Raw genomic sequence first — 19,726 nt, 5'->3', positions numbered from 1 at the left:
TCCTTAAAAACATAAATTTACCAGCGATAGTGAGCAAATGCTTTGTTTGCTTCCGCCATTTTATGCACATCTTCTTTTTTCTTAAAAGCTGCACCACGTTCATTAGCAGCATCAATTAGCTCATTTGCTAATCTATCAATCATTGTGCGTTCATTTCTTTTTCTAGCAGAATCTAATAACCAACGGATAGATAAAGACTGCTGTCTTGCAGGGCGAACTTCCACGGGCACTTGATAAGTCGCACCACCTACACGGCGACTTCTAACTTCTACCAAAGGCTTGACTTTTTCTAATGCTTTTTCAAAAGTTTCAATCCCTTTTTCTTTGGTTTTTTCTTCAATTTTTGCGAAAGTTGCATAAATAATTTTTTCTGCAACACTTTTTTTCCCATCATACATCATTTTATTGATGAATTTTGTAACAATAATGTTATTATAGATTGGGTCTCCTAACACTTCCCTTTGTGGTGCTTTTCTTCTTCTCATTATTTTTTACCTCCGGCATCTGCTTTACCTTTTTTTGCTCCATATTTACTACGCGAAACGGTGCGTTTTGCTACTCCAGCAGTATCTAATGCACCACGAATGATATGATATTTCACACCAGGTAAATCTTTTACCCTACCCCCACGAATCAACACGATAGAGTGTTCTTGTAGATTATGTCCTTCTCCTGGGATATAACTAATGACTTCAAAGCCACTTGTAAGTCTAACTTTCGCAACCTTTCTTAAAGCAGAATTAGGTTTTTTGGGTGTTGTGGTATAAACACGTGTGCAAACCCCTCTCCTTTGAGGGCAAACCACCAAAGCTGGAGACTTTGACTTCTTAATAACTTTCTTTCGTTCTCTTCTAATCAACTGATTAATCGTTGGCACTTGTCTTTCCTTCCTAAAATTATTTAATAGAGAAAATGAAGCGGATTATAAGCAAATCACACTTTATTTTTACTTAAATTAAGGTCTAAATAACCTTAATTCGCCTTTTAATTTTCTTTAATCTTAACCTTTTTACCTTTGTAAATACCCGTCCCAACCGGAATCATACGACCCAATACGATGTTTTCTTTCAAGTCTTCTAAATGGTCAATTTTTGCCGCGATACTTGCTTCTGTAAGCACCTTTGTAGTTTCTTGGAATGATGCTGCAGAAATCACTGAATCGCTACCAATTGCTGCACGTGTAATCCCTAGTAGCACAGGTTCAGCAATAGCCGGGATTCCACCCATTTTAATAATTCGTGCATTTTCTTCTTTAAAATGCCGTTTGCTTACTAAATCTCCTTCAATAAACTTTGTATTACCACTATCATAAATTTTTACCTGTCTTAGCATTTGCGAAACAATAATTTCAATATGTTTATCCGCAATACTTACTCCTTGACGCCTATAAACTTGTTGTACTTCACTCACAATGTATTTATAAAGCTCTTTTTCTCCACCAATACGCAAAATATCTTGACTAGCAACAATACCTTCTGTGATTGCTTCCCCTGCATGGACAAATTCTCCTTCATAAACAAGAATTTGTTTGGATTTATCAATCAAATATTCCGCGACTCTGCCATCATTAGCCGTAACAATAATTCTTTCTTTTCCACGAATTGGTTTACCATAACTTACGGTTCCATCAATTTCTGCTAATACTGCTGGGTCTTTTGGTTTTCTTGCTTCAAACAATTCGGAAACTCTTGGCAAACCTCCTGTAATGTCTTTTGACTTTACAAGTGCTTTAGGAGTTTTAGCCAAAATGTCTGCCATTTCTACTTTTGCACCATCAGAAATAAAAATAGCCGTTTTTGGGTCTAAGGTATAGCGAATCAAGCCTCCATTAGCAGTGGATAGAACAAGAGTTGGTTTATGTGCGCTTGCAATAAATTCATTAACCACCAATCGTGTTTGACCTGTTAATTCATCTGTTTGTTCTGATACAGTAAGTCCGGGGATAATGTCTTCAAATTTAATCGTCCCCGCTTCTTCTGCAATGATTGGATTAGAATAAGGATCCCAATCTGCAATTACAATATGCTCATCGCTTTTGGGTTTAGCAATTAATGTGTTTTTCTCAACATTCTGATTATCCTGCACTTCAATGATAGAGCCTCTTGCGATATAGTGTCTTGCTGCTTCTTGGTCATACTCATCAGCAATCACAGCAAATACACCTTTTTCTGTAATTTCTTCACCCTTTTGAAGCGCACGGTATCGCTCTAAATGATCTCCTTGCAAGTAATAATACTTTACGATTCCCTCTTCTCTTGCATAAATCTTTTGTGTGATGGGTGCATTATCCTCAACTTTCAAATTACTTGCATAAGAGATTCTATTAGGAATATTCCAGCTGTCTTGAATAATATCTACGATACTTCCCTCATCACGCACATAATGTCCGCTAGGATATGGGATATAAAACTTGCCTTCAATTTTACCTGTAACTCCCGCTAACTCATTTGGTTTTGCAACATCAGACTTTCTAAGTGTAAATTTCGCAGTTTCTTTCTCTCCAATAACTGAAACAATCACTTCGTCATGCACCACATCCACTTTTAATTCACCTTCAAAAGGTGCTTTAATCTTTGGCTCTACCAATAGAATCGCAGCGTTTCTTCTGTTAGAAACAATCATTTTGCCTTCACGATTCCTATAAGTCTTAACATTATAGTAACGGATAAAGCCCTCTTTTTCGGCAATGACTTGATGCTCTTCTTGACTTCTACTTGCAGTTCCACCGATATGGAAAGTTCTTAGCGTAAGCTGTGTTCCTGGCTCACCAATAGATTGTGCAGCAACTACTCCTACGGCTTCACCAATCTTAGATATTTTAGACTCTCCAAGGTTGAGACCATAACATTTCGCACATACACCTTTCTCGGCTTTACAAGTAACAGGTGTGCGAATAATTACGGATTTTACTCCTGCTTCTTTCACTTTGCGTGCTTTTTCCTCATCAATCATTATGCCTTCACTGATTAAAACTTCATTTGTAATTGGGTCAATGATATTTTCTGCAATCACACGTCCAAAGATTCTTTCCTCTAATGACTCAATCAATTCGCTACCTACAGTAATATCGGTAACCTCAATTCCCTCATTTGTCCCACAATCATCTACCACCACTTTTACATTTTGGCTCACATCAATGAGTTTCCTTGTCAAATAACCCGCATTAGCAGTTTTCAAAGCAGTATCTGCCAAACCTTTACGTGCGCCGTGTGTAGAAATAAAATACTCTAAAACATTCAAGCCCTCTTTGAAGTTGGAAGTAATGGGTGTTTCAATAATTGTTCCATCTGGTTTTGCCATAAGTCCCCTCATAGCAGAAAGTTGTCTAATCTGCCCTGTGCTACCTCTAGCACCAGAATCTGCCATCATATAAATAGAATTGAAGCCTGCTTTATCATTTTCAATGAGTTTCATCATTTCATTACCTAACGCATTATTGGTATCTGTCCAAACATCAATAATCTTATTATAACGTTCTTGCTCTGTTAATAAACCCGCCCCAAATTGTGATTGAATATCTTTTACCTTTTTCTTAGCCCCTTCTACAACCTTATTTTTACTGCTTGGCACAATAATATCATCAGCAGAAATAGAAATCCCCGCTTTAGTTGCGTATTTGAATCCCAAGTTTTTAAGATTATCCAAGAAATTTGCTGTGATACCCACACCACCTTCTTTATAAACATAATCAATCAAAGTCGCAATGTCTTTTTTCTTTAGCACCTTATTCCACAAATGCGCAGGCACAAAATCCGGTAAAATAGATTTTAAAATCATTCTACCAATGGTTGTATTAACGATTCTATCTTCCACAAATGCACGCACTTTAGAACCAATCCCTACAACATCTGCTTCTAAAGCAATATAGATTTGTTCAATATTGGAAAATAACTTATGCTCACCTTTAGAATCCTCTTTTGCGAGAGAAAGGTAATAAAGCCCCAAAACCATATCTTGACTAGGGACCGTAACTGCTTTACCACTTGCGGGCAAAAGGATATTCATACAGCTCAACATTAAAAGCTTACATTCTGTAATTGCCTCTTGAGAAAGTGGCACATGCACTGCCATTTGGTCTCCATCAAAGTCCGCATTAAAAGCAGCACACACTAAAGGGTGTAATTGAATTGCCTTGCCATCAATTAATTTTGGGTGGAAAGCTTGAATAGATTGTTTATGCAAAGTCGGTGCGCGGTTTAACATAATCGGATAATTCATAACGATTTCTTGCAAACACTCCCACACTTCATTCGTTTTTTGTTCAATCATTTTTTTAGCCTGTTTCAATGTGGTTGCATAACCCTTTTCTTCTAATTTTGCCAAAATGTGTGGCTTAAAGAGTTCTAATGCCATATTTTTTGGCAATCCACATTGATCCATACGTAAATTTGGTCCTACAACAATGACGGAACGTCCAGAGAAATCCACACGCTTTCCAAGTAAATTTTGGCGGAATCTCCCTTGCTTACCCTTAATAATTTCAGATAATGATTTAAGCGGTCGTTTATTCGCTCCTTTAACTGCATTTGCATTACGTCCATTATCAAAAAGTGCATCTACAGATTCTTGAAGCATACGCTTTTCATTACGCACAATAATCTCTGGTGCATCTAATTCAATTAGTCGTTTCAAGCGCTGATTGCGGTTGATAACACGACGATAAAGGTCATTCACATCACTCACGGCAAACTTCCCACCATCTAAGGCTACTAATGGGCGTAAGTCTGGTGGAAGCACAGGCAGAACCGTTAGCATCATCCATTCTGGACGATTTTGCCCACCTGATACTACAAAACTCTCCACTACTTTTAAACGTTTAATAATTGTTTTCTTTTTAGCCTCCGAATTGGTTGCTTTAATGGCTTCTTTTAATTCTTGAATCAAATCCACTAAATCAATCCCTTCTAGTAAATCTTTTACCGCTTCACCTCCCATTTGTGCGATAAACCCTGTATGTTCAAAACGTTGAGAAAGACTTTGGTATTGCTCTTCATTTAAAACATCATATTTAGCAACTGGTTTTGTCCCCTCATTATCATAATAAGCCTCACCAGGTTGTTTAACAATATAAGCTTCATAATACAACACACGTTCTAAATCTTTCATTTTAACGCCAAGTAAAGTTCCGATTCTACTGGGCAATGAATTCACATACCAAATATGCGCCACGGGGGTTACAAGCTCAATATGTCCCATTCTTGAACGGCGCACTTTGGAACTAGTTACTTCTACACCACACTTTTCACATACAATTCCCTTGTAGCGCATTTTTTTGTATTTACCGCACAAACATTCATAATCCCTAACAGGTCCAAAAATTTTAGCGCAAAACAACCCATCACGTTCAGGTTTTAATGTCCGATAGTTAATCGTTTCTGGTTTTTTAACTTCTCCATTACTCCAACTACGAATTTTCTCTGGGCTTGCAAGCAAGAGTTGAAAAGCATTAAAATCACTTGGGCGGTTATCTTCTTTAATGGCTACAACTTCCTCTGTGCTATCTTTACTTTTCGCAAATACATTCACATCTAATGCTAAACTTTGAAGTTCTTTGGTTAAAACATAAAAGGTCTCTGGAATCTCTGATTCTTTGACTGCTTCACCTCTAGTAATCGCCTTATAAGCTTTCACGCGTCCTTCTACATCATCAGATTTAATCGTAAGCATTTCTTTTAAAGTATGTGCTGCGCCATAGGCTTCTAATGCCCAAACCTCCATTTCACCGAATCTTTGTCCTCCAAAGAGTGCCTTACCTCCAACAGGTTGTTGTGTTACAAGGCTATAAGGTCCTGTGCTTCTTGCATGAACTTTTTCATCTACTAAGTGATGAAGTTTTAACATATACATATAGCCAACATTGACACGTTCCATCATTTTTTCACCTGTGCGCCCATCATAAAGCTCGGTTTTACCATCACTATCAATTTTAGCAAGTGCAAAAAGTTTTTCAAATTCTTGCGCATTAACTCCCTCAAAAACAGGAGTTGCGAACTTAACGCCTTTGCTCCAATCTTTGGCAAAGCTTAATAATTCTTCATTGCTCAATTTTTCCAAAAATGCTTTAGAACTTTTCATTCCAGAATTTTCGGCAATCTCTTGCATTTTAATTCTAAGCTCACTTGCCCATTTGCTTTTCTCCTCTTCAAACACATTTGCGATTTGCTCCCCTAATTGCTTACCAACTAGACCTAAATGCACTTCTAAAATCTGTCCGATATTCATACGACTAGGCACACCTAGAGGATTAAGCACAATCTCAACCGGACGACCATCTTGAGTATAAGGCATATCCACTTCTGGAACGATATTAGAAACAATTCCTTTGTTTCCGTGTCGTCCCGCCATTTTATCACCAACTTTTAACTTGCGTTTTGTTGCAACATAAATCTTAACAAGCTTGATGACACCACTTGGTAAAATATCATCTTTTTCAATGATAGAAAGTTTCTCTTCGTGTTCTTCGCTTAAGCTTTTTTTCTGCTCTAAAAAGTTGCCTTTTAAAGAATCATATTTATTTTGAATCTCTTTTGAATAGCTTTTAATTAACATTCCCATAGCGAAACGATTGACATTTTCCAACTCACTTCTTGGAATTACCTCGCCTTTTTTATATTCCTTATCTCCTACTTTTGCATTGTTTGTTAATTTTTCTTTAGAAAGAATAGAGCTAATGCGTAAGGCTTCTTCCCTATCTAGCATTAAAAGTTTATCGTGATGTTCTAAATCCAAACGTGCCTTTTCTTCTTCATAGGCAACAATTGCTCTGCGGTCTTTATCATAGCCCTTCTTTGTAAAAATCTTGACATCTACCACTGTTCCCTCTAAACTTGGCGGACAATAAAGGGATTTATTGACTACGTGTCCCGCCTTTTCACCAAAAATTGCACGAAGTAATCGCTCTTCTGGTGTTGGCTTCACTTCCCCCTTAGGAGATGCTTTACCAACCAAAATCATTCCACCACTTACATAAGTGCCGATTTTTACGATTCCGCTTTCATCAAGGTGTGCAAGCTCTTCTTCGCGAATATTTGGAATATCTCTAGTGATTTCTTCCACTCCGTGCTTTAGCTCCCTTGCTTCAATCTCTTTTTCATAAATATGAATAGAAGTAAAAGCATCATTGCGAATCAACTTCTCACTCACTACAATCGCATCTTCAAAGTTGTATCCATTCCACGGCATAAAAGCTACACGAATATTTTTACCCAATGCTAACTCACCTTGGTCCATATTAGGACCATCTGCAATCACTTGACCCACTTCTACATTATCGCCTGCCTTAACGATTGGACGCTGAGAAAATGAAGTATTTTGATTTGTGCGTAGGTTTTTTTGCAAAGAATAATGGTCAATAAAAGCCCCATTTTCATCTTCACCTAATACATAGATATTCTTAGAATCTACTTTTTCTACGATTCCAGCACGTATTGCTTTAGTCGCTTCCCAAGAATCTCTTGCAACGATTTTTTCAATTCCTGTGCCAACAACAGGTGCGTCAGGATTCAGCAAAGGCACCGCTTGACGTTGCATATTAGAACCCATAAGCGCTCGGTTTGCATCATCGTGTTCTAAAAATGGAATCAAACTCGCGGCAACCCCGACAACCATTCTAGGACTTAAATCAATCAAATCCACTTTTTTAGATTCCATAAGCGCAATCTCACCATCTTTTCTTACTTCAATCAATTCTTCTTTAATCATTTGATTACTTGTTAATAAAGTGCTTGCGGGCGCAATCACTGCCCCTTCTTCTTGTGTAGCAGTCAAATAAACAATTTCATCAGTTACCTTACCATCAATGACTTTACGATAAGGTGCTTCAATGAATCCTAGTTCATTCACTTTTGCATAAGTAGAAAGCGTATTAATTAAACCGATATTTTGTCCCTCTGGTGTTTCAATTGGACAGATTCTCCCATAATGCGTTGGATGCACATCTCGCACTTCAAACCCTGCTCTTTCTTTTACTAAGCCTCCTTCACCTAAAGCAGAAAGTCTCCTTTTATGTGTTACTTCAGAAAGAGGATTCGTTTGGTCCATAAATTGTGAAAGTTGCCCACCTGTAAAAAACTCTAAAATTGTGCCAGTTATCATTTTAGAATTCACCAAATCATGAGGCATTAATTCTTCCAAACCTGTGCTAATAGTAGAGAGTTTATCACGAATCGCTTTTTGCATCTTTACTAATCCCGTATGGAGTTCATTTGCTAGAAGCTCACCAATAGCACGGATTCTACGATTCCCCAAATGGTCTCTATCGTCAATGCGTCCTTGTCCATTTTTAACGTGAATCAGATAACGCACGGTTTTAATAATATCTTCGTGCGTCAGAACCGTAACATAATCTGGGACACCAATATCCAATTTATGATTCATTTTCATACGCCCTACACGGGTTAAATCATATCGCTCTGGGTCAAAAAAGAGTTGTTGCACAAATTGCTTTGCTGCTTCTTTTGTAACCGGCTCACCCGGACGCATTACTTTATAGATGCGAATCGTTGCTAAGTCGTTTTCATTTTCAATCTTTTCAGTTTGTTTTAAAAGCTTTAGTGATTCTGCATCAGCAATAAAAGCATTAATCACAGACGCATCTACACCTACTGCCAAATCATTGGCAATTACAAAATCATTGATATTTAGCTCTGCAAGTTTTTTGAGCTTACTTTCGTCCATCAATGTCAGTGCGTCAAATAATACCTCCCCACTTTCTTTATGAATAATTGGCTCTGCTAAATAACGTTCCATTAAAATATCTATGGGATACTCAATCATATTTAGCTTTTCTTCTTTAAGTGTCTTTGCCTTTTTGGCTGTTAGACGCTTACCTGCTGCAATAATCAAATTTCCTTTAGAATCTTTAATATCAAATTCTACACGTCCTACAAACTCTTCTGGGTCAAAAGCAATCAGATATTTTCCCCCTTTAAATTTGATATTCAAAAGCGGGTAAAACATCTTTAAAATATCTTGACGTGAATAGCCCAATGCACGAAACAAGATGGTTACGGGCACTTTTCTGCGTTTATTGACGCGCACGAACAGAGCATCTTTTGCATCATATTCAAAATACAACCAAGAGCCTCTATCTGGAATAATCTGTCCTGTATAAACTAGCTTGTTAGAAGCGCTTGTAGATTCCTCTTCTTTAAAAATGACACCAGGGCTTCTGTGCAACTGATTAACAACTACACGCTCTACACCATTGATAATAAAGCTCGTTCTATCGGTCATTAATGGAATTTCACGCACAAAAATACTTTGTTCTTTAATATCCTTAATGCCTAACTTTTCACCTGTCTTTTCATCTCTCTCCCAAAGCACCAATCGGATTTTTATCTTCAAGGGAATTGAGTAAGTTAAACCTCTCTCCATAGCTTCTCTAACGGTGTAGCGGGGCTTACCATATTCACAACCTGCATATTCAAGGCTGATTCTATTTTGTGCATCGTGTATTGGAAAAATAGATTTAAAAACCTTTTCAATTCCAGATTCACCTCCATCTTGTGCCATCAAAAAAGTATCATAACTATTTCTTTGTAATTGGAGCAAATTTGGAACAGCAATGTTTTGAGGGATTTTAGTAAAATCAACTCTTAATCTATTTCCGGATTTTAAACTTACTGGCATATTTATTACCTCATATATAATTGTAGAATTTTGGAAGAAAAATGAAAGGGAGAAAAAATCTCCCTAAAATTATTTAATATCGACTTTAGCACCTGCTTCTTCAAATTTTGCTTTGATTGCATCTGCATCTTCTTTTTTAATACCCTCTTTAACGGTAAATGGAGTTTTCTCCACTGCATCTTTTGCTTCTTTTAAGCCAAGACCTGTTACCTCACGCACTACTTTGATGACATTAATCTTTTTATCACCACTATCGGTTAAGATAATATCAAATTCCGTTTTTTCTTCTACGGCTGCTGCACCACCTGCAGCTGCTGCACCTGCAACAACAGTTGGTGCTGCTGAAACACCAAACTTTTCTTCAAACGCTTTCACAAGCTCTGAAAGCTCCATAACAGAAAGATTCCCGATATACTCTAATACATCTTCTTTTGAAATTGCCATAATTTTCTCCTAAAATTTATTGTGTTTCTTTTTGTTTGCGTAAATTATCCAACCCTGTAACAAAGTAACGAGCAGGAGCAGTCCAAACGGACAACAACATACCAATAAGCTCTTCTTTAGAAGGTAATTTTGAAACAGCTTCAATATATTTTGCATCTACAATTTCACCCTCAAAATAGCCCGCTTTGATTACAAGCTTACCACCCACAGAATCTGAGAATTTACAAATTGTTTTAGCTAAAGAAATCTGGTCTTCGCCCCAAACAAAAATATTATTCTCTTTTAACTCTAAATCTTCAACTCCAAAATTTTTAAATGCGATAGAAGCAAGTGTATTTTTAATCACTTGGACTTTAATCTTTTGCTCTCTTGCATTGGCTCTTAAAGATTCTAATTGCTTAACGCTTAACCCTTTATAATCGCATACTGCAATAGCATTAGACGCCTTAAAATCAGTAGTAAGATTTTCAATTAGAGCAGTTTTTTCTACTTTTGTCATTTTAACCTCCTTTCAGACGAAAGACTTATATAGGGTAATTTTTAAGCATTTGCCCCCATAGTCATTAGCCTAAGATAAAAACAAGAATAAATTATTTCATATCCATTAATTCTTGAGCATCCAGCGTTACAGATGGACTCATTGTCAAAGATAATGTTGCATTTTTAATATATTTGCCTTTAGCACTTGCTGGTTTTTGTTTATTAATATTTTTTACTAATGCGATAATATTTTCCTCAAGTTTTTTTGCCTCAAAACTTGCTTTCCCAACAGGTGCATGCACAATACCTTTTTTATCCACACGATAATTAACTTGCCCACTTTTTGCATTGCTAACGGCTTTGGACACTTCTAATGTAACAGTGCCTGTTTTAGGGTTTGGCATTAAACCTTTTGGTCCTAAAATCCTACCTACTTTACCTACAAGCGCCATCATATCAGGTGTTGCAATCACTATATCAAAATTCAAATCTCCATTTTTGATTTGTTCTACTAAATCTTCATCGCCTACAATGTCTGCACCTGCCGCCTTTGCTTCATCTGCTTTGGCACCTTTTGCAAAAACTGCTACACGCACACTTTTACCTGTGCCATTAGGCAATACAACAGCTCCACGAATCATTTGGTCTGCGTGTCTTGGATCAACACCCAAACTTAATGCAACTTCAACCGTTTCATCAAACTTAGCTGATGCCAAAGATTTAACAGTTGCAGAAGCGGTTGTAATATCGTATATTTTTTTACAATCTACCTTATTGATGAGATTTTGCATTCTTTTTGTTAATTTTTTTGCCATATTTTATACTCCAACGCGTCTTTTTAATCTACAACTTCAATGCCCATACTACGAGCACTTCCTTCAACAATCTTAACTGCTGCCTCTTGTGTATTTGCATTTAAATCGTCCATTTTTGTTTTAACAATGTCTAAAACTTGAGCTTTTGTAAGCTTTCCTACTTTATTTTTTAGAGGATTGTCTGAACCTTTTTGGATTCCTGCCGCTTTTTTAATTAAATCAGTAACAGGGGGTTTTTTAGTAATAAATGTAAAACTTTTATCTTGATAAACCGTAATAATCACAGGAATGTTAAAGTTTCCCATATCCTTTGTTTTTTCATTAAATGCTTTGCAAAATTCCATAATATTGACACCACGTTGCCCTAATGCTGGACCTACAGGTGGCGATGGATTAGCTTTTCCAGCAGGGATTTGAAGCTTAAGTTCGCCAATAATTTTTTTTGCCATAACTTATCCTTGTTTTTAGTTATTAAACTATTTTTTCCACTTGTGAATAAAGTATTTCAATTGGAGTGCTACGACCAAAGATTGAAACATTCAATTTTAACTTTCTATGCTCCATATCATATTCTTCGACTGTGCCTGTAAAGTTCGCAAAAGGACCTTCAATAATTCGGACAACTTCTCCTGTTTCAAAAATAATTTTCGGTTTAGGGGCTGCGCGATTCTGCACTTTTTCAATAATATGATTAATATCCGCTTCACTTAAAGGTGTAGGTTTTTTTGCCTCGCCAATAAAACGACTAACTTTTGGTAAAGATTGAATGGTATGCCATAATGCAGTATCAAGATCAACTTTGATAAAAACATATCCCGGATAAAGACTTCTCTCACTAATTTTTTTCTTATTGTTTTTCACTTCAATAATATCTTCTGTGGGAACAACAATATCTGTGAGCCTCTCTTCTAGATGATGTTCTTTAACGAGATTTTCAATGCCACGCTTTACAGCTTGCTCACTACCAAAATATGTTTGAATTGCATACCAATACAACGCCATAAACAAATCCTAATAATTATAAAATACTTGAAACAAAACTACCAAGAATGAAATCAACTAATGCTAAAAATAGAGCAATGACTGTTACAACAACAATAACAGAAATAAAAGCATTTCTTACTTGTTCTTTTGTAGGAAAGATTACTTTAGATAGTTCTTCTTTAGATAGTCTATAATAACTAATTAGTTTTTTCATAACTTTGCTTGTCTCTCTTTATTCCAAAAATGGCAGGCCAGGAGGGACTCGAACCCCCAGCATTCGGTTTTGGAGACCGACGCTCTACCATTGGAGCTACTGACCTATAAATTTATTAAGTATGGGTGCTAAGGAAAATTCCCTTAGCTTTTTAATTTCACTTCTTTGTGAATGGTATGTTTATTTAGTCTTGGGCAGAACTTTTTAAGCTCCAGTTTTTCTGTCGTGGTTTTTGCATTTTTTACAGTGCTGTAATTAATGTCGCCGCATTCAGAGCATTTGAGTCCGATTTTTACACGATTACCTTTAGCCATAATTTAGCCTATTCAATGATTTTTGTAACAACACCTGCACCAACGGTTCTACCACCTTCACGAATTGCAAAACGTGTTCCATCTTCTAGTGCAATTGGATTGATTAATTCAACGGTAATTTTAATGTTATCCCCAGGCATTACCATTTCTACACCTTCTGGTAATGTAATTGAACCTGTAATGTCTGTTGTTCTAACATAGAATTGTGGTCTATAACCATTAAAGAATGGCGTATGCCTTCCACCTTCATCTTTAGATAAGACATAGATTTCACCTTCAAACTTTTTGTGTGGAGTGATAGATGACGGCTTACATAGAACCATACCTCTTTCAACCTCTTCTTTTTTGGTTCCTCTTAACAAGACACCAACATTATCTCCCGCTTCACCTTGGTCAAGCTCTTTTCTAAACATTTCAACACCTGTTACAGTTGTCTTTTGTGTTGGACGAATTCCTACAATTTCAATTTCATCACCAACTTTTACAATACCTCTTTCAATTCTTCCTGTAACAACTGTTCCACGACCTGCAATAGAGAAGACGTCTTCAATAGGCATCAAGAAAGTTTTATCTGTTTCGCGCACTGGAGTTGGAATATACTCATCTACTGCGTCCATAAGTTTCATAATTTTCTCACTCCATTCACCTAATGCACCAGATTTTGCTTCTTCTAATGCTTTAAGTGCTGAACCAGCGACGATAGGTGTATCATCACCTGGAAATTCATAACTTGATAAAAGCTCTCTAATTTCCATTTCTACTAATTCTAGTAACTCTTCATCATCTACCATATCTTGTTTATTCATAAACACTACAATGTAAGGAACACCAACTTGGCGAGACAAAAGAATATGCTCTCTTGTTTGTGGCATTGGACCATCTGCAGCAGAAACAACTAGAATCGCTCCGTCCATTTGCGCAGCACCTGTAATCATATTCTTAACATAATCCGCGTGTCCGGGGCAATCTACGTGTGCGTAGTGTCTTTTTTCTGTTTCATACTCAATATGTGAGGTTGCGATCGTAATACCACGCTCTTTTTCCTCTGGAGCATTGTCAATATTATCATAATCTTTCAATTCTGCTAGACCTTTTGTGGATAGAACAGCAGAAATTGCAGCACTTAAAGTTGTTTTGCCGTGGTCAACATGCCCAATTGTTCCGATATTTACATGGGGTTTAGACTTAACGTATTTTTCCTTAGCCATAAGCTTCTCCTAATAATTTTAAGTTAAATAGCGGTAATTCTACACTATTTTTACCAATTTTAAAATTAAGAATCGTAACATTTTCTACAATTCCATCGCAATCTTTGAAAAACTGGAGCCCATAAGCGGGATTGAACCGCCGGCCTCTTCCTTACCAAGGAAGTGCTCTGCCACTGAGCTATATGGGCATAACCAATAAAAATAAATAATAGTGTTTTGCTGATTAAATGAAGATTTCGTAGAATCAGCTCCCAGTATGGAGCGGGAAACGGGGCTCGAACCCGCGACCCTCAGCTTGGAAGGCTGATGCTCTAGCCAACTGAGCTACTCCCGCATGGCTATGGTGGTGAGACGTGGATTCGAACCACGGAAGTCATAAACAGCAGATTTACAGTCTGCCCTCGTTGGCCACTTGAGTATCTCACCCCAATTATTCAAAATATTAAAAACTGGTCAAACACTGAAAATTATATAAATTTTATGGAGCTGGCAAAGGGACTCGAACCCCCGGCCTGCTGCTTACAAGGCAGCTGCTCTACCAACTGAGCTACGCCAGCGTTTTACATAACATTTGCATTTTCATAAACGAAAACGAGACGAGATTTTACTACTTTTTATTTTAATTGTCAATACTTTAATGTTAATTTTATGTATAATTGCACCGCCTTGTTTTACAATGAAGCTATTTTTAAAAAAGGAGTTTCTAAATTTATGAAACACAACTACAAAAATCTTTATCCTAAAGGTTTTAGAAAGAAATATTTTTCACTCACGGCGATTTTAGCACTTAATAGCGCACTGCTTGCACAGAGTCAAAATATTGCATTGAATGAAAAATCTCAAGAGGTAGAATCTCAAAACCTTAAGCTTTCTATTACCCACGTAGAAGAGTTTGTAGAAAATGTGGATTTCAAAGAAGAATTTAGCGCAGAGGAGATTCAACAATCCAATGCTCAAAATATCTACAACTTCTTAAATCAACATTCTCTACTCAAAGTTACAACAAATTATGGCAATCCTTACACTGCAAATATTGATTTGCGCGGATTTGGACAAAATGCACATAAAAGTCTTACTATTATCGTAGATGGAATGCGTTTAAATAATATTGATTCTACACCTGTGTCTTTAAGCAATATTCCGCTAGATTCTATCCAAAAGATAGAAATTATCCGAGGTAAAGGCACGACAAAATACGGCAATGGTGCAGTAAGCGGAATTCTAAAAATCACTACAAATCGCAAAGGTGGAGGTGCGTTAAATCTAAATTATGCGAGTTATAATAGCCAAAATTCGCAGTTTTTTTCACGCTATGTAGGAGATACTTTGAACATTGGAGCATTTGGGCAATACCAACATAACAGGGGAGAGCAACTCATCACTCAAGGAAGCGAGGAAAAAAACGGCGGCTATAATAAAAATGGTGGAATCACAGCCTTTTACCATCCTAACGATTCCACCATTTTAAAGTCTAATCTCAACTATTCCAAATATGCTATTAAATATGCAAGTCCTCTAAGTAAAGCACAATTTGATAGCAATCCGACACAAGCACCACTTCCAAATGCTTGGGGAGGAGATACTTTCACGCATCAACAGCGTTGGGATTTAGCTTATAATTTAGGCTTCACGCACTTTGGAGATTCTAGAATCATAACAGATGTTAATTTCGGAGGAATACGCAACAAGAGTGAGTTTATCAACTTCCAAAACCGATATGATGGCAAGGGAATCTTTGGAGATTTTAACTCTCAATTTAAAAACGATTCTTTGATGGTGGAAATTGGTGGAAAACTTAACACAAGCAAACGGCTCCAGAATCCCGACTTAAAAGCACAAGTAAATGAAATGCTCCTTTATCTTAATGGTGAAAAATATTTTGGGGATTCCACTTTAAATGGCGGAATCTCCGCGCAACGAGTAATTAGTAAAAACAACGAATCCAAACAAGAAAATCTTTTGGGTGGTGAGCTGGGATTTCATTATCCCTTAAGTGCGCAAACTTCGCTTTTTGCCTCTTATTCTCGTAGTTTCATAGTGCCTAATGTGGATTATATGTTTGATTTGCAGGGGCATATTAATAATTTCATAGATACAGCGACTTTTGATACTTATCAAATCGGCACAAAGAGTGTATTTGGAATCCACGAGCTAAGTGCGAATCTTTTTTGGATTGAAGGAAGTGATGAAGCCTACTTTGAGCCGATAACTTTTAGGAATCAAACCCTTGATAAAACGCATAGAATCGGAGGAGAAGCGAAATTCACTACGCATTTTAATGCGCAAGTGCATTCTAGTCTAAGTTATGCCTATGTTGATGCAATAATGCGTGGCAATGAGGGATATAAGGGCAATACGATTCCTGGTGTCTCTCAACACACTTTAGGTGCAGCTTTAAACTACACACCTATTACACAGCTCAATCTTGGAATCTCTTATAAATATGGTTCTAAAGCGTATGATTATAACGATTTTGATAATGTTTTACCCAAATCCCCCAATTACCAAAGCCTCAATTTAACCGCAAGTTATAAGCTCAAAGATTTTGAAATTTATGCCTATGTGCAAAATCTCACAGACCACAAAAATGCGATTGTCGTGAGTGAGGCATATTATCCTTATGAGTTTGAGCGGATTTTTGGTGGTGGGATTAAATACACTTGGTAAATCAATGATACATTTACGATTTTATCTCACTTACAAACTTCTAAACTCCTTTTTTTTGGGAGTTTCTTTAGGAACAATTTTTACAATCTATGCCCCATTAAGCCCTAAAACTTACTCACTTGGTGGAATCGCACTCGCATTTGGAGCGTTTATCTTGGCACTTTTTTATACCAAAATTTTAAACCTAAAGTCTTATAAAATGATTCTTTTGAGTTTAGAGATTCTACCTTTTTTATATCTTTTGGTGTATTTGCTTTTCCCTGACACCTTTTTGGGCTCTCTTGTGATTTATACACTTTATCAAGTGGGATTTATTTTTGGGGATTATTTAGGGCGCACAGAGACACTTGTTTTCTCTCGTAAAGTGATTCTGTCTTGGCTAGATAAATGCAAGCAAATAGGCTATCTTTTAGGACTTGGAATCGCATTTGTATTTTATGTAATTTTAGAGTTTTTTGGGATTTTGCAAAAAGAATCGCAAGTTTATTGGATACATTTTCTATTACTTTTGTTACAATTTATTATATTTTTAACCCTTTATTATTCTTTCAAATCCAGAGGATAGAAATGGAATCTCAAGATTTAAAAGCAACTTACCGCAAAATCTTTAAAGCAAAGCTGACTAAGATTTATGATTCTAACAAAACTTATATGCTAGATTACAAACTACAAAAAAATCTTAAAATTCAGCTAGATTCTATTTTACGATTCCATAAACTTCGCTCTAAACGTCCTATCAACTTACTTTTTTACTATCCACTCACCTTAGAATTTGATATAAGAAAAATTTTAAGATTCTATCGCAAACAAAAAGGAGTGGAGATTTTCTTGCCCCTAGTGCATCAAGAGAGTTTTAAAGCGGTAAAATATCGTTTGCCTCTAACAAAAAATACATTTGACATTTATGAACCCAGTGATTCTTTATTCTATATCAAAAGCTCTAAAATTGATTGCGCTCTTATTCCTGTGCTTGGTGTTGATAGAGCATTTAGGCGCATAGGTTTTGGCAAAGGAATGTATGATAGATTCTTTAGTGCAGATTCTAACAAACTTCCAAAAATTATTTTTATTTGTAGAAAATTTAATTTCACTACAAAAATCATTACTCAAGATTACGATATTAAAGGTGATTATTATCTCACTCCTTCAAAACTTATCAAAAGCACATTTTCTTTATCCAATCTATCCAAGAGAAAAGCACACAAATGCTTTTATAAAACAAAAAGTTTTAAAGTGATACAATAAGTTTAACAACAAAACACAAAATAAACAAATCAATTAAGTTTAGGTAAGCAAATCCAATAACTATAAAATTATCAAATTTTAAAAAATCTTTTAATAATTTTACTTGATTCTTTAATACTTTTGCTTCCTAAACCCCACTTAAGGACATTATTATGGTTATATGGGTAATTACAGGCTCTATTGCGTCTGCCTTAATTGCTGGAGGGGGTAGTTATCTCATCTCACGCAAACTCTCACGCGCAAAGTCTGAAGTGCTGCTAGAGCAAGCAAAGGCAAAGGCAAAGGCAATAGAATATGAGGCAGAAAAATTTTTGCAAGAATCCAAAATTAAAGCAAAAGATATTGAAATAGAAGCAAAGGAAAAATACGACAAAGAGGCTGCTAGAATCTTTAAAGAATATGAGTTGAATTTATTAAATTTTGAAAAAGACAAATTAAAAGAATCACAACGCATTGAAAAAGAGTTTTGCAAACTTGACCACGAAAAACAAATGTTAAGCAAAGAACGCAATGCCTTTTTTGAAGAACAAAATGCACTCAAAAACCTTAAAAAATCCTATCAGCAAAAGCTAGAGGAACTCACGCAGAATTTATCCAAAATCTCTTGTTTGACCAAAAGTGAAGCAAAAAAGATGCTACTAGAACACATCAAAGAGGAATCCGAGCAAGAATGTGCAAAAATCATTAGAGAACAAGAATTAAACGCAAAAGCAGAAGCAAAGGCAAAAGCAAATTATATCTTAGCCATAGCCACTTCGCGCTTTGCAGGGGAGTTTGCCGCAGAACGACTAATTCATACCATCATCTTGCCAAGCGATGATTTAAAAGCGCGTATTATTGGCAAAGAGGGGCGAAATATCAAATGTCTAGAAATGATTTGCGGAGTGGATATAATCATTGATGATACACCCAATGTGATTATCGTAAGCTCTCATAATCTCTATCGGCGTGCAATTGCAGTAGAAACAATTAATCGCTTAGTAGAGGATGGGCGGATTCAACCTGCACGGATTGAAGAAATTTACCAAAAATGCCTTGAAGACTTTGAGGAAAGCGTTTATCAAGAGGGTGAGCGCGTAGTGCTAGATTTGGGTTTAAATGGAATCCACCCGGACATTAAGCGACTAATTGGTAAATTACGTTATCGTGCAAGTTATGGGCAAAACGCTCTCACTCATAGCCTAGAAGTGGCAAATCTTGCTGGCATTATTGCAGCAGAGCTTGGAGGAGATTGTATGCTTGCCACACGTGCAGGGTTATTACACGATATTGGTAAAGCCCGCACACACGAATTTAAAGGCACGCACGTAGAGCTAGGCGCAGAAGTCGCAAAACGATACAACGAACACCCCGTGGTATTAAATACAATCCTCTCACACCACGGAAATGAGGAGATTAAAAGCGTTGAGGCTGCTGCAGTGTGTGCGGCTGACGCACTCTCTGCAGCACGTCCGGGTGCAAGACGCGAAGTGTTAGAAAACTACTTAAGACGTGTCAGCGAGATAGAAAAAATCGCTACTTCTAAAATGGGTGTTTTACACGCTTATGCCATTAATGCTGGGCGAGAAGTGCGCGTAATCGTGAAATCAGAGGATATAAGTGATGATGAATCCTATCTACTTGCTAAAGAAATCGCCAAAGAAGTGGAATCGCAAGTGCAATATCCCGGTGAAGTCAAAGTCAGCGTAATCCGAGAAACTAGAGCTTATGCAGTGGCAGGGTAAA

The 19,726-nt window shown here is 36.7% G+C and carries 15 protein-coding genes and 5 tRNA genes; 4 read left to right on the top strand and 16 right to left on the bottom strand.

Going from position 1 to position 19,726, the window contains the following annotated elements; all coding sequences use genetic code 11:
- Positions 1-17 precede the first annotated feature (17 nt).
- The 16 genes from rpsG to Q0Y61_RS02355 form a co-directional block, all read right to left on the bottom strand.
- Complete coding sequence (rpsG, locus tag Q0Y61_RS02430) at positions 18-485, bottom strand: 30S ribosomal protein S7 (RefSeq protein WP_115551979.1); 468 nt, start codon at positions 483-485, stop codon at positions 18-20.
- Positions 485-877, bottom strand: coding sequence for a 30S ribosomal protein S12 (gene rpsL / locus Q0Y61_RS02425; protein ID WP_297810789.1), 393 nt, complete (start codon positions 875-877; stop codon positions 485-487). Before rpsL ends, rpsG begins: the two co-directional genes overlap by 1 nt.
- Positions 878-984: 107 nt before the next feature.
- A complete protein-coding gene (locus Q0Y61_RS02420) occupies positions 985-9,630 on the bottom strand; it encodes a DNA-directed RNA polymerase subunit beta/beta' (protein ID WP_297810786.1) in 8,646 nt (2,881 codons plus the stop codon).
- A 69-nt stretch (positions 9,631-9,699) separates the two neighbouring features.
- Complete coding sequence (rplL, locus tag Q0Y61_RS02415) at positions 9,700-10,074, bottom strand: 50S ribosomal protein L7/L12 (protein WP_297810783.1); 375 nt, start codon at positions 10,072-10,074, stop codon at positions 9,700-9,702.
- Between the two features lie 16 nt (positions 10,075-10,090).
- Positions 10,091-10,573, bottom strand: coding sequence for a 50S ribosomal protein L10 (gene rplJ, locus Q0Y61_RS02410; protein WP_297810780.1), 483 nt, complete (start codon positions 10,571-10,573; stop codon positions 10,091-10,093).
- 91 nt (positions 10,574-10,664) lie between these two features.
- Positions 10,665-11,369, bottom strand: a complete 705-nt coding sequence (gene rplA, locus Q0Y61_RS02405; RefSeq protein ID WP_297810777.1) for a 50S ribosomal protein L1 — start codon at positions 11,367-11,369, stop codon at positions 10,665-10,667.
- Between the two features lie 23 nt (positions 11,370-11,392).
- Entirely contained in the window at positions 11,393-11,818 is a 426-nt protein-coding gene (gene rplK, locus Q0Y61_RS02400; protein WP_297810774.1) for a 50S ribosomal protein L11, read from the bottom strand.
- A 22-nt stretch (positions 11,819-11,840) separates the two neighbouring features.
- A complete protein-coding gene (nusG, locus tag Q0Y61_RS02395; RefSeq protein WP_297810854.1) occupies positions 11,841-12,365 on the bottom strand; it encodes a transcription termination/antitermination protein NusG in 525 nt (174 codons plus the stop codon).
- A gap of 22 nt (positions 12,366-12,387) precedes the next feature.
- Positions 12,388-12,567 (bottom strand): preprotein translocase subunit SecE, encoded by a 180-nt coding sequence (secE, locus tag Q0Y61_RS02390; RefSeq protein WP_297810771.1) that lies wholly within the window; start codon positions 12,565-12,567, stop codon positions 12,388-12,390.
- A gap of 30 nt (positions 12,568-12,597) precedes the next feature.
- Positions 12,598-12,673: transfer RNA gene (locus Q0Y61_RS02385), tRNA-Trp, on the bottom strand.
- Between the two features lie 37 nt (positions 12,674-12,710).
- Complete coding sequence (gene rpmG / locus Q0Y61_RS02380; protein ID WP_034290214.1) at positions 12,711-12,881, bottom strand: 50S ribosomal protein L33; 171 nt, start codon at positions 12,879-12,881, stop codon at positions 12,711-12,713.
- Positions 12,882-12,889: 8 nt separating this feature from the next.
- Positions 12,890-14,089, bottom strand: a complete 1,200-nt coding sequence (tuf, locus tag Q0Y61_RS02375; RefSeq protein WP_297810767.1) for an elongation factor Tu — start codon at positions 14,087-14,089, stop codon at positions 12,890-12,892.
- A 113-nt stretch (positions 14,090-14,202) separates the two neighbouring features.
- A tRNA-Thr gene (locus Q0Y61_RS02370) sits at positions 14,203-14,277 on the bottom strand.
- 69 nt (positions 14,278-14,346) lie between these two features.
- Positions 14,347-14,423 (bottom strand) — tRNA-Gly (locus Q0Y61_RS02365).
- 7 nt (positions 14,424-14,430) lie between these two features.
- Positions 14,431-14,515: transfer RNA gene (locus Q0Y61_RS02360), tRNA-Tyr, on the bottom strand.
- A gap of 55 nt (positions 14,516-14,570) precedes the next feature.
- Positions 14,571-14,646: transfer RNA gene (locus tag Q0Y61_RS02355), tRNA-Thr, on the bottom strand.
- Between the two features lie 154 nt (positions 14,647-14,800).
- On the opposite strand from Q0Y61_RS02355, the gene Q0Y61_RS02350 reads away from it, so the two are divergent.
- From Q0Y61_RS02350 to rny, 4 genes are all read left to right on the top strand, one after another.
- Positions 14,801-16,756 carry a TonB-dependent receptor gene (locus tag Q0Y61_RS02350; RefSeq protein ID WP_297810764.1) on the top strand — a complete coding sequence of 652 codons (1,956 nt, stop codon included), beginning with the start codon at positions 14,801-14,803 and terminating at the stop codon, positions 16,754-16,756.
- Positions 16,710-17,321: a hypothetical protein gene (locus tag Q0Y61_RS02345; RefSeq protein ID WP_297810761.1), complete on the top strand. Its 612-nt coding sequence runs from the start codon at positions 16,710-16,712 to the stop codon at positions 17,319-17,321. The genes Q0Y61_RS02350 and Q0Y61_RS02345 overlap by 47 nt, the downstream gene beginning before the upstream one ends.
- A 2-nt stretch (positions 17,322-17,323) precedes the next feature.
- Positions 17,324-18,001, top strand: coding sequence for a 5-formyltetrahydrofolate cyclo-ligase (locus tag Q0Y61_RS02340; protein ID WP_297810758.1), 678 nt, complete (start codon positions 17,324-17,326; stop codon positions 17,999-18,001).
- Positions 18,002-18,153: 152 nt separating this feature from the next.
- Positions 18,154-19,725, top strand: a complete 1,572-nt coding sequence (gene rny / locus Q0Y61_RS02335; protein WP_297810755.1) for a ribonuclease Y — start codon at positions 18,154-18,156, stop codon at positions 19,723-19,725.
- The last annotated feature ends 1 nt before the right edge of the window (position 19,726 follow it).

The sequence above is a fragment of the uncultured Helicobacter sp. genome (assembly GCF_947367035.1).
GTDB lineage: Bacteria > Campylobacterota > Campylobacteria > Campylobacterales > Helicobacteraceae > Helicobacter_D.
Note: the sequence above shows the minus strand (reverse complement) of the source record. Positions and strands in the feature narration are given on the sequence as shown.

Excerpts from the sequence above, each read along its gene's own strand:
- Q0Y61_RS02420 (WP_297810786.1), bottom strand. The coding sequence starts at position 9,630 with ATGCCAGTAAGTTTAAAATCCGGAAATAGATTAAGAGTTGATTTTACT.
- tuf (WP_297810767.1), bottom strand. The coding sequence starts at position 14,089 with ATGGCTAAGGAAAAATACGTTAAGTCTAAACCCCATGTAAATATCGGA.
- rplA (WP_297810777.1), bottom strand. The coding sequence starts at position 11,369 with ATGGCAAAAAAATTAACAAAAAGAATGCAAAATCTCATCAATAAGGTA.
- rny (WP_297810755.1), top strand. The coding sequence starts at position 18,154 with ATGGTTATATGGGTAATTACAGGCTCTATTGCGTCTGCCTTAATTGCT.
- secE (WP_297810771.1), bottom strand. The coding sequence starts at position 12,567 with ATGAAAAAACTAATTAGTTATTATAGACTATCTAAAGAAGAACTATCT.
- Q0Y61_RS02345 (WP_297810761.1), top strand. The coding sequence starts at position 16,710 with ATGAGTTTGAGCGGATTTTTGGTGGTGGGATTAAATACACTTGGTAAA.
- rplK (WP_297810774.1), bottom strand. The coding sequence starts at position 11,818 with ATGGCAAAAAAAATTATTGGCGAACTTAAGCTTCAAATCCCTGCTGGA.
- rpsG (WP_115551979.1), bottom strand. The coding sequence starts at position 485 with ATGAGAAGAAGAAAAGCACCACAAAGGGAAGTGTTAGGAGACCCAATC.
- rplL (WP_297810783.1), bottom strand. The coding sequence starts at position 10,074 with ATGGCAATTTCAAAAGAAGATGTATTAGAGTATATCGGGAATCTTTCT.
- rplJ (WP_297810780.1), bottom strand. The coding sequence starts at position 10,573 with ATGACAAAAGTAGAAAAAACTGCTCTAATTGAAAATCTTACTACTGAT.
- Q0Y61_RS02340 (WP_297810758.1), top strand. The coding sequence starts at position 17,324 with ATGGAATCTCAAGATTTAAAAGCAACTTACCGCAAAATCTTTAAAGCA.
- rpmG (WP_034290214.1), bottom strand. The coding sequence starts at position 12,881 with ATGGCTAAAGGTAATCGTGTAAAAATCGGACTCAAATGCTCTGAATGC.
- Q0Y61_RS02350 (WP_297810764.1), top strand. The coding sequence starts at position 14,801 with ATGAAACACAACTACAAAAATCTTTATCCTAAAGGTTTTAGAAAGAAA.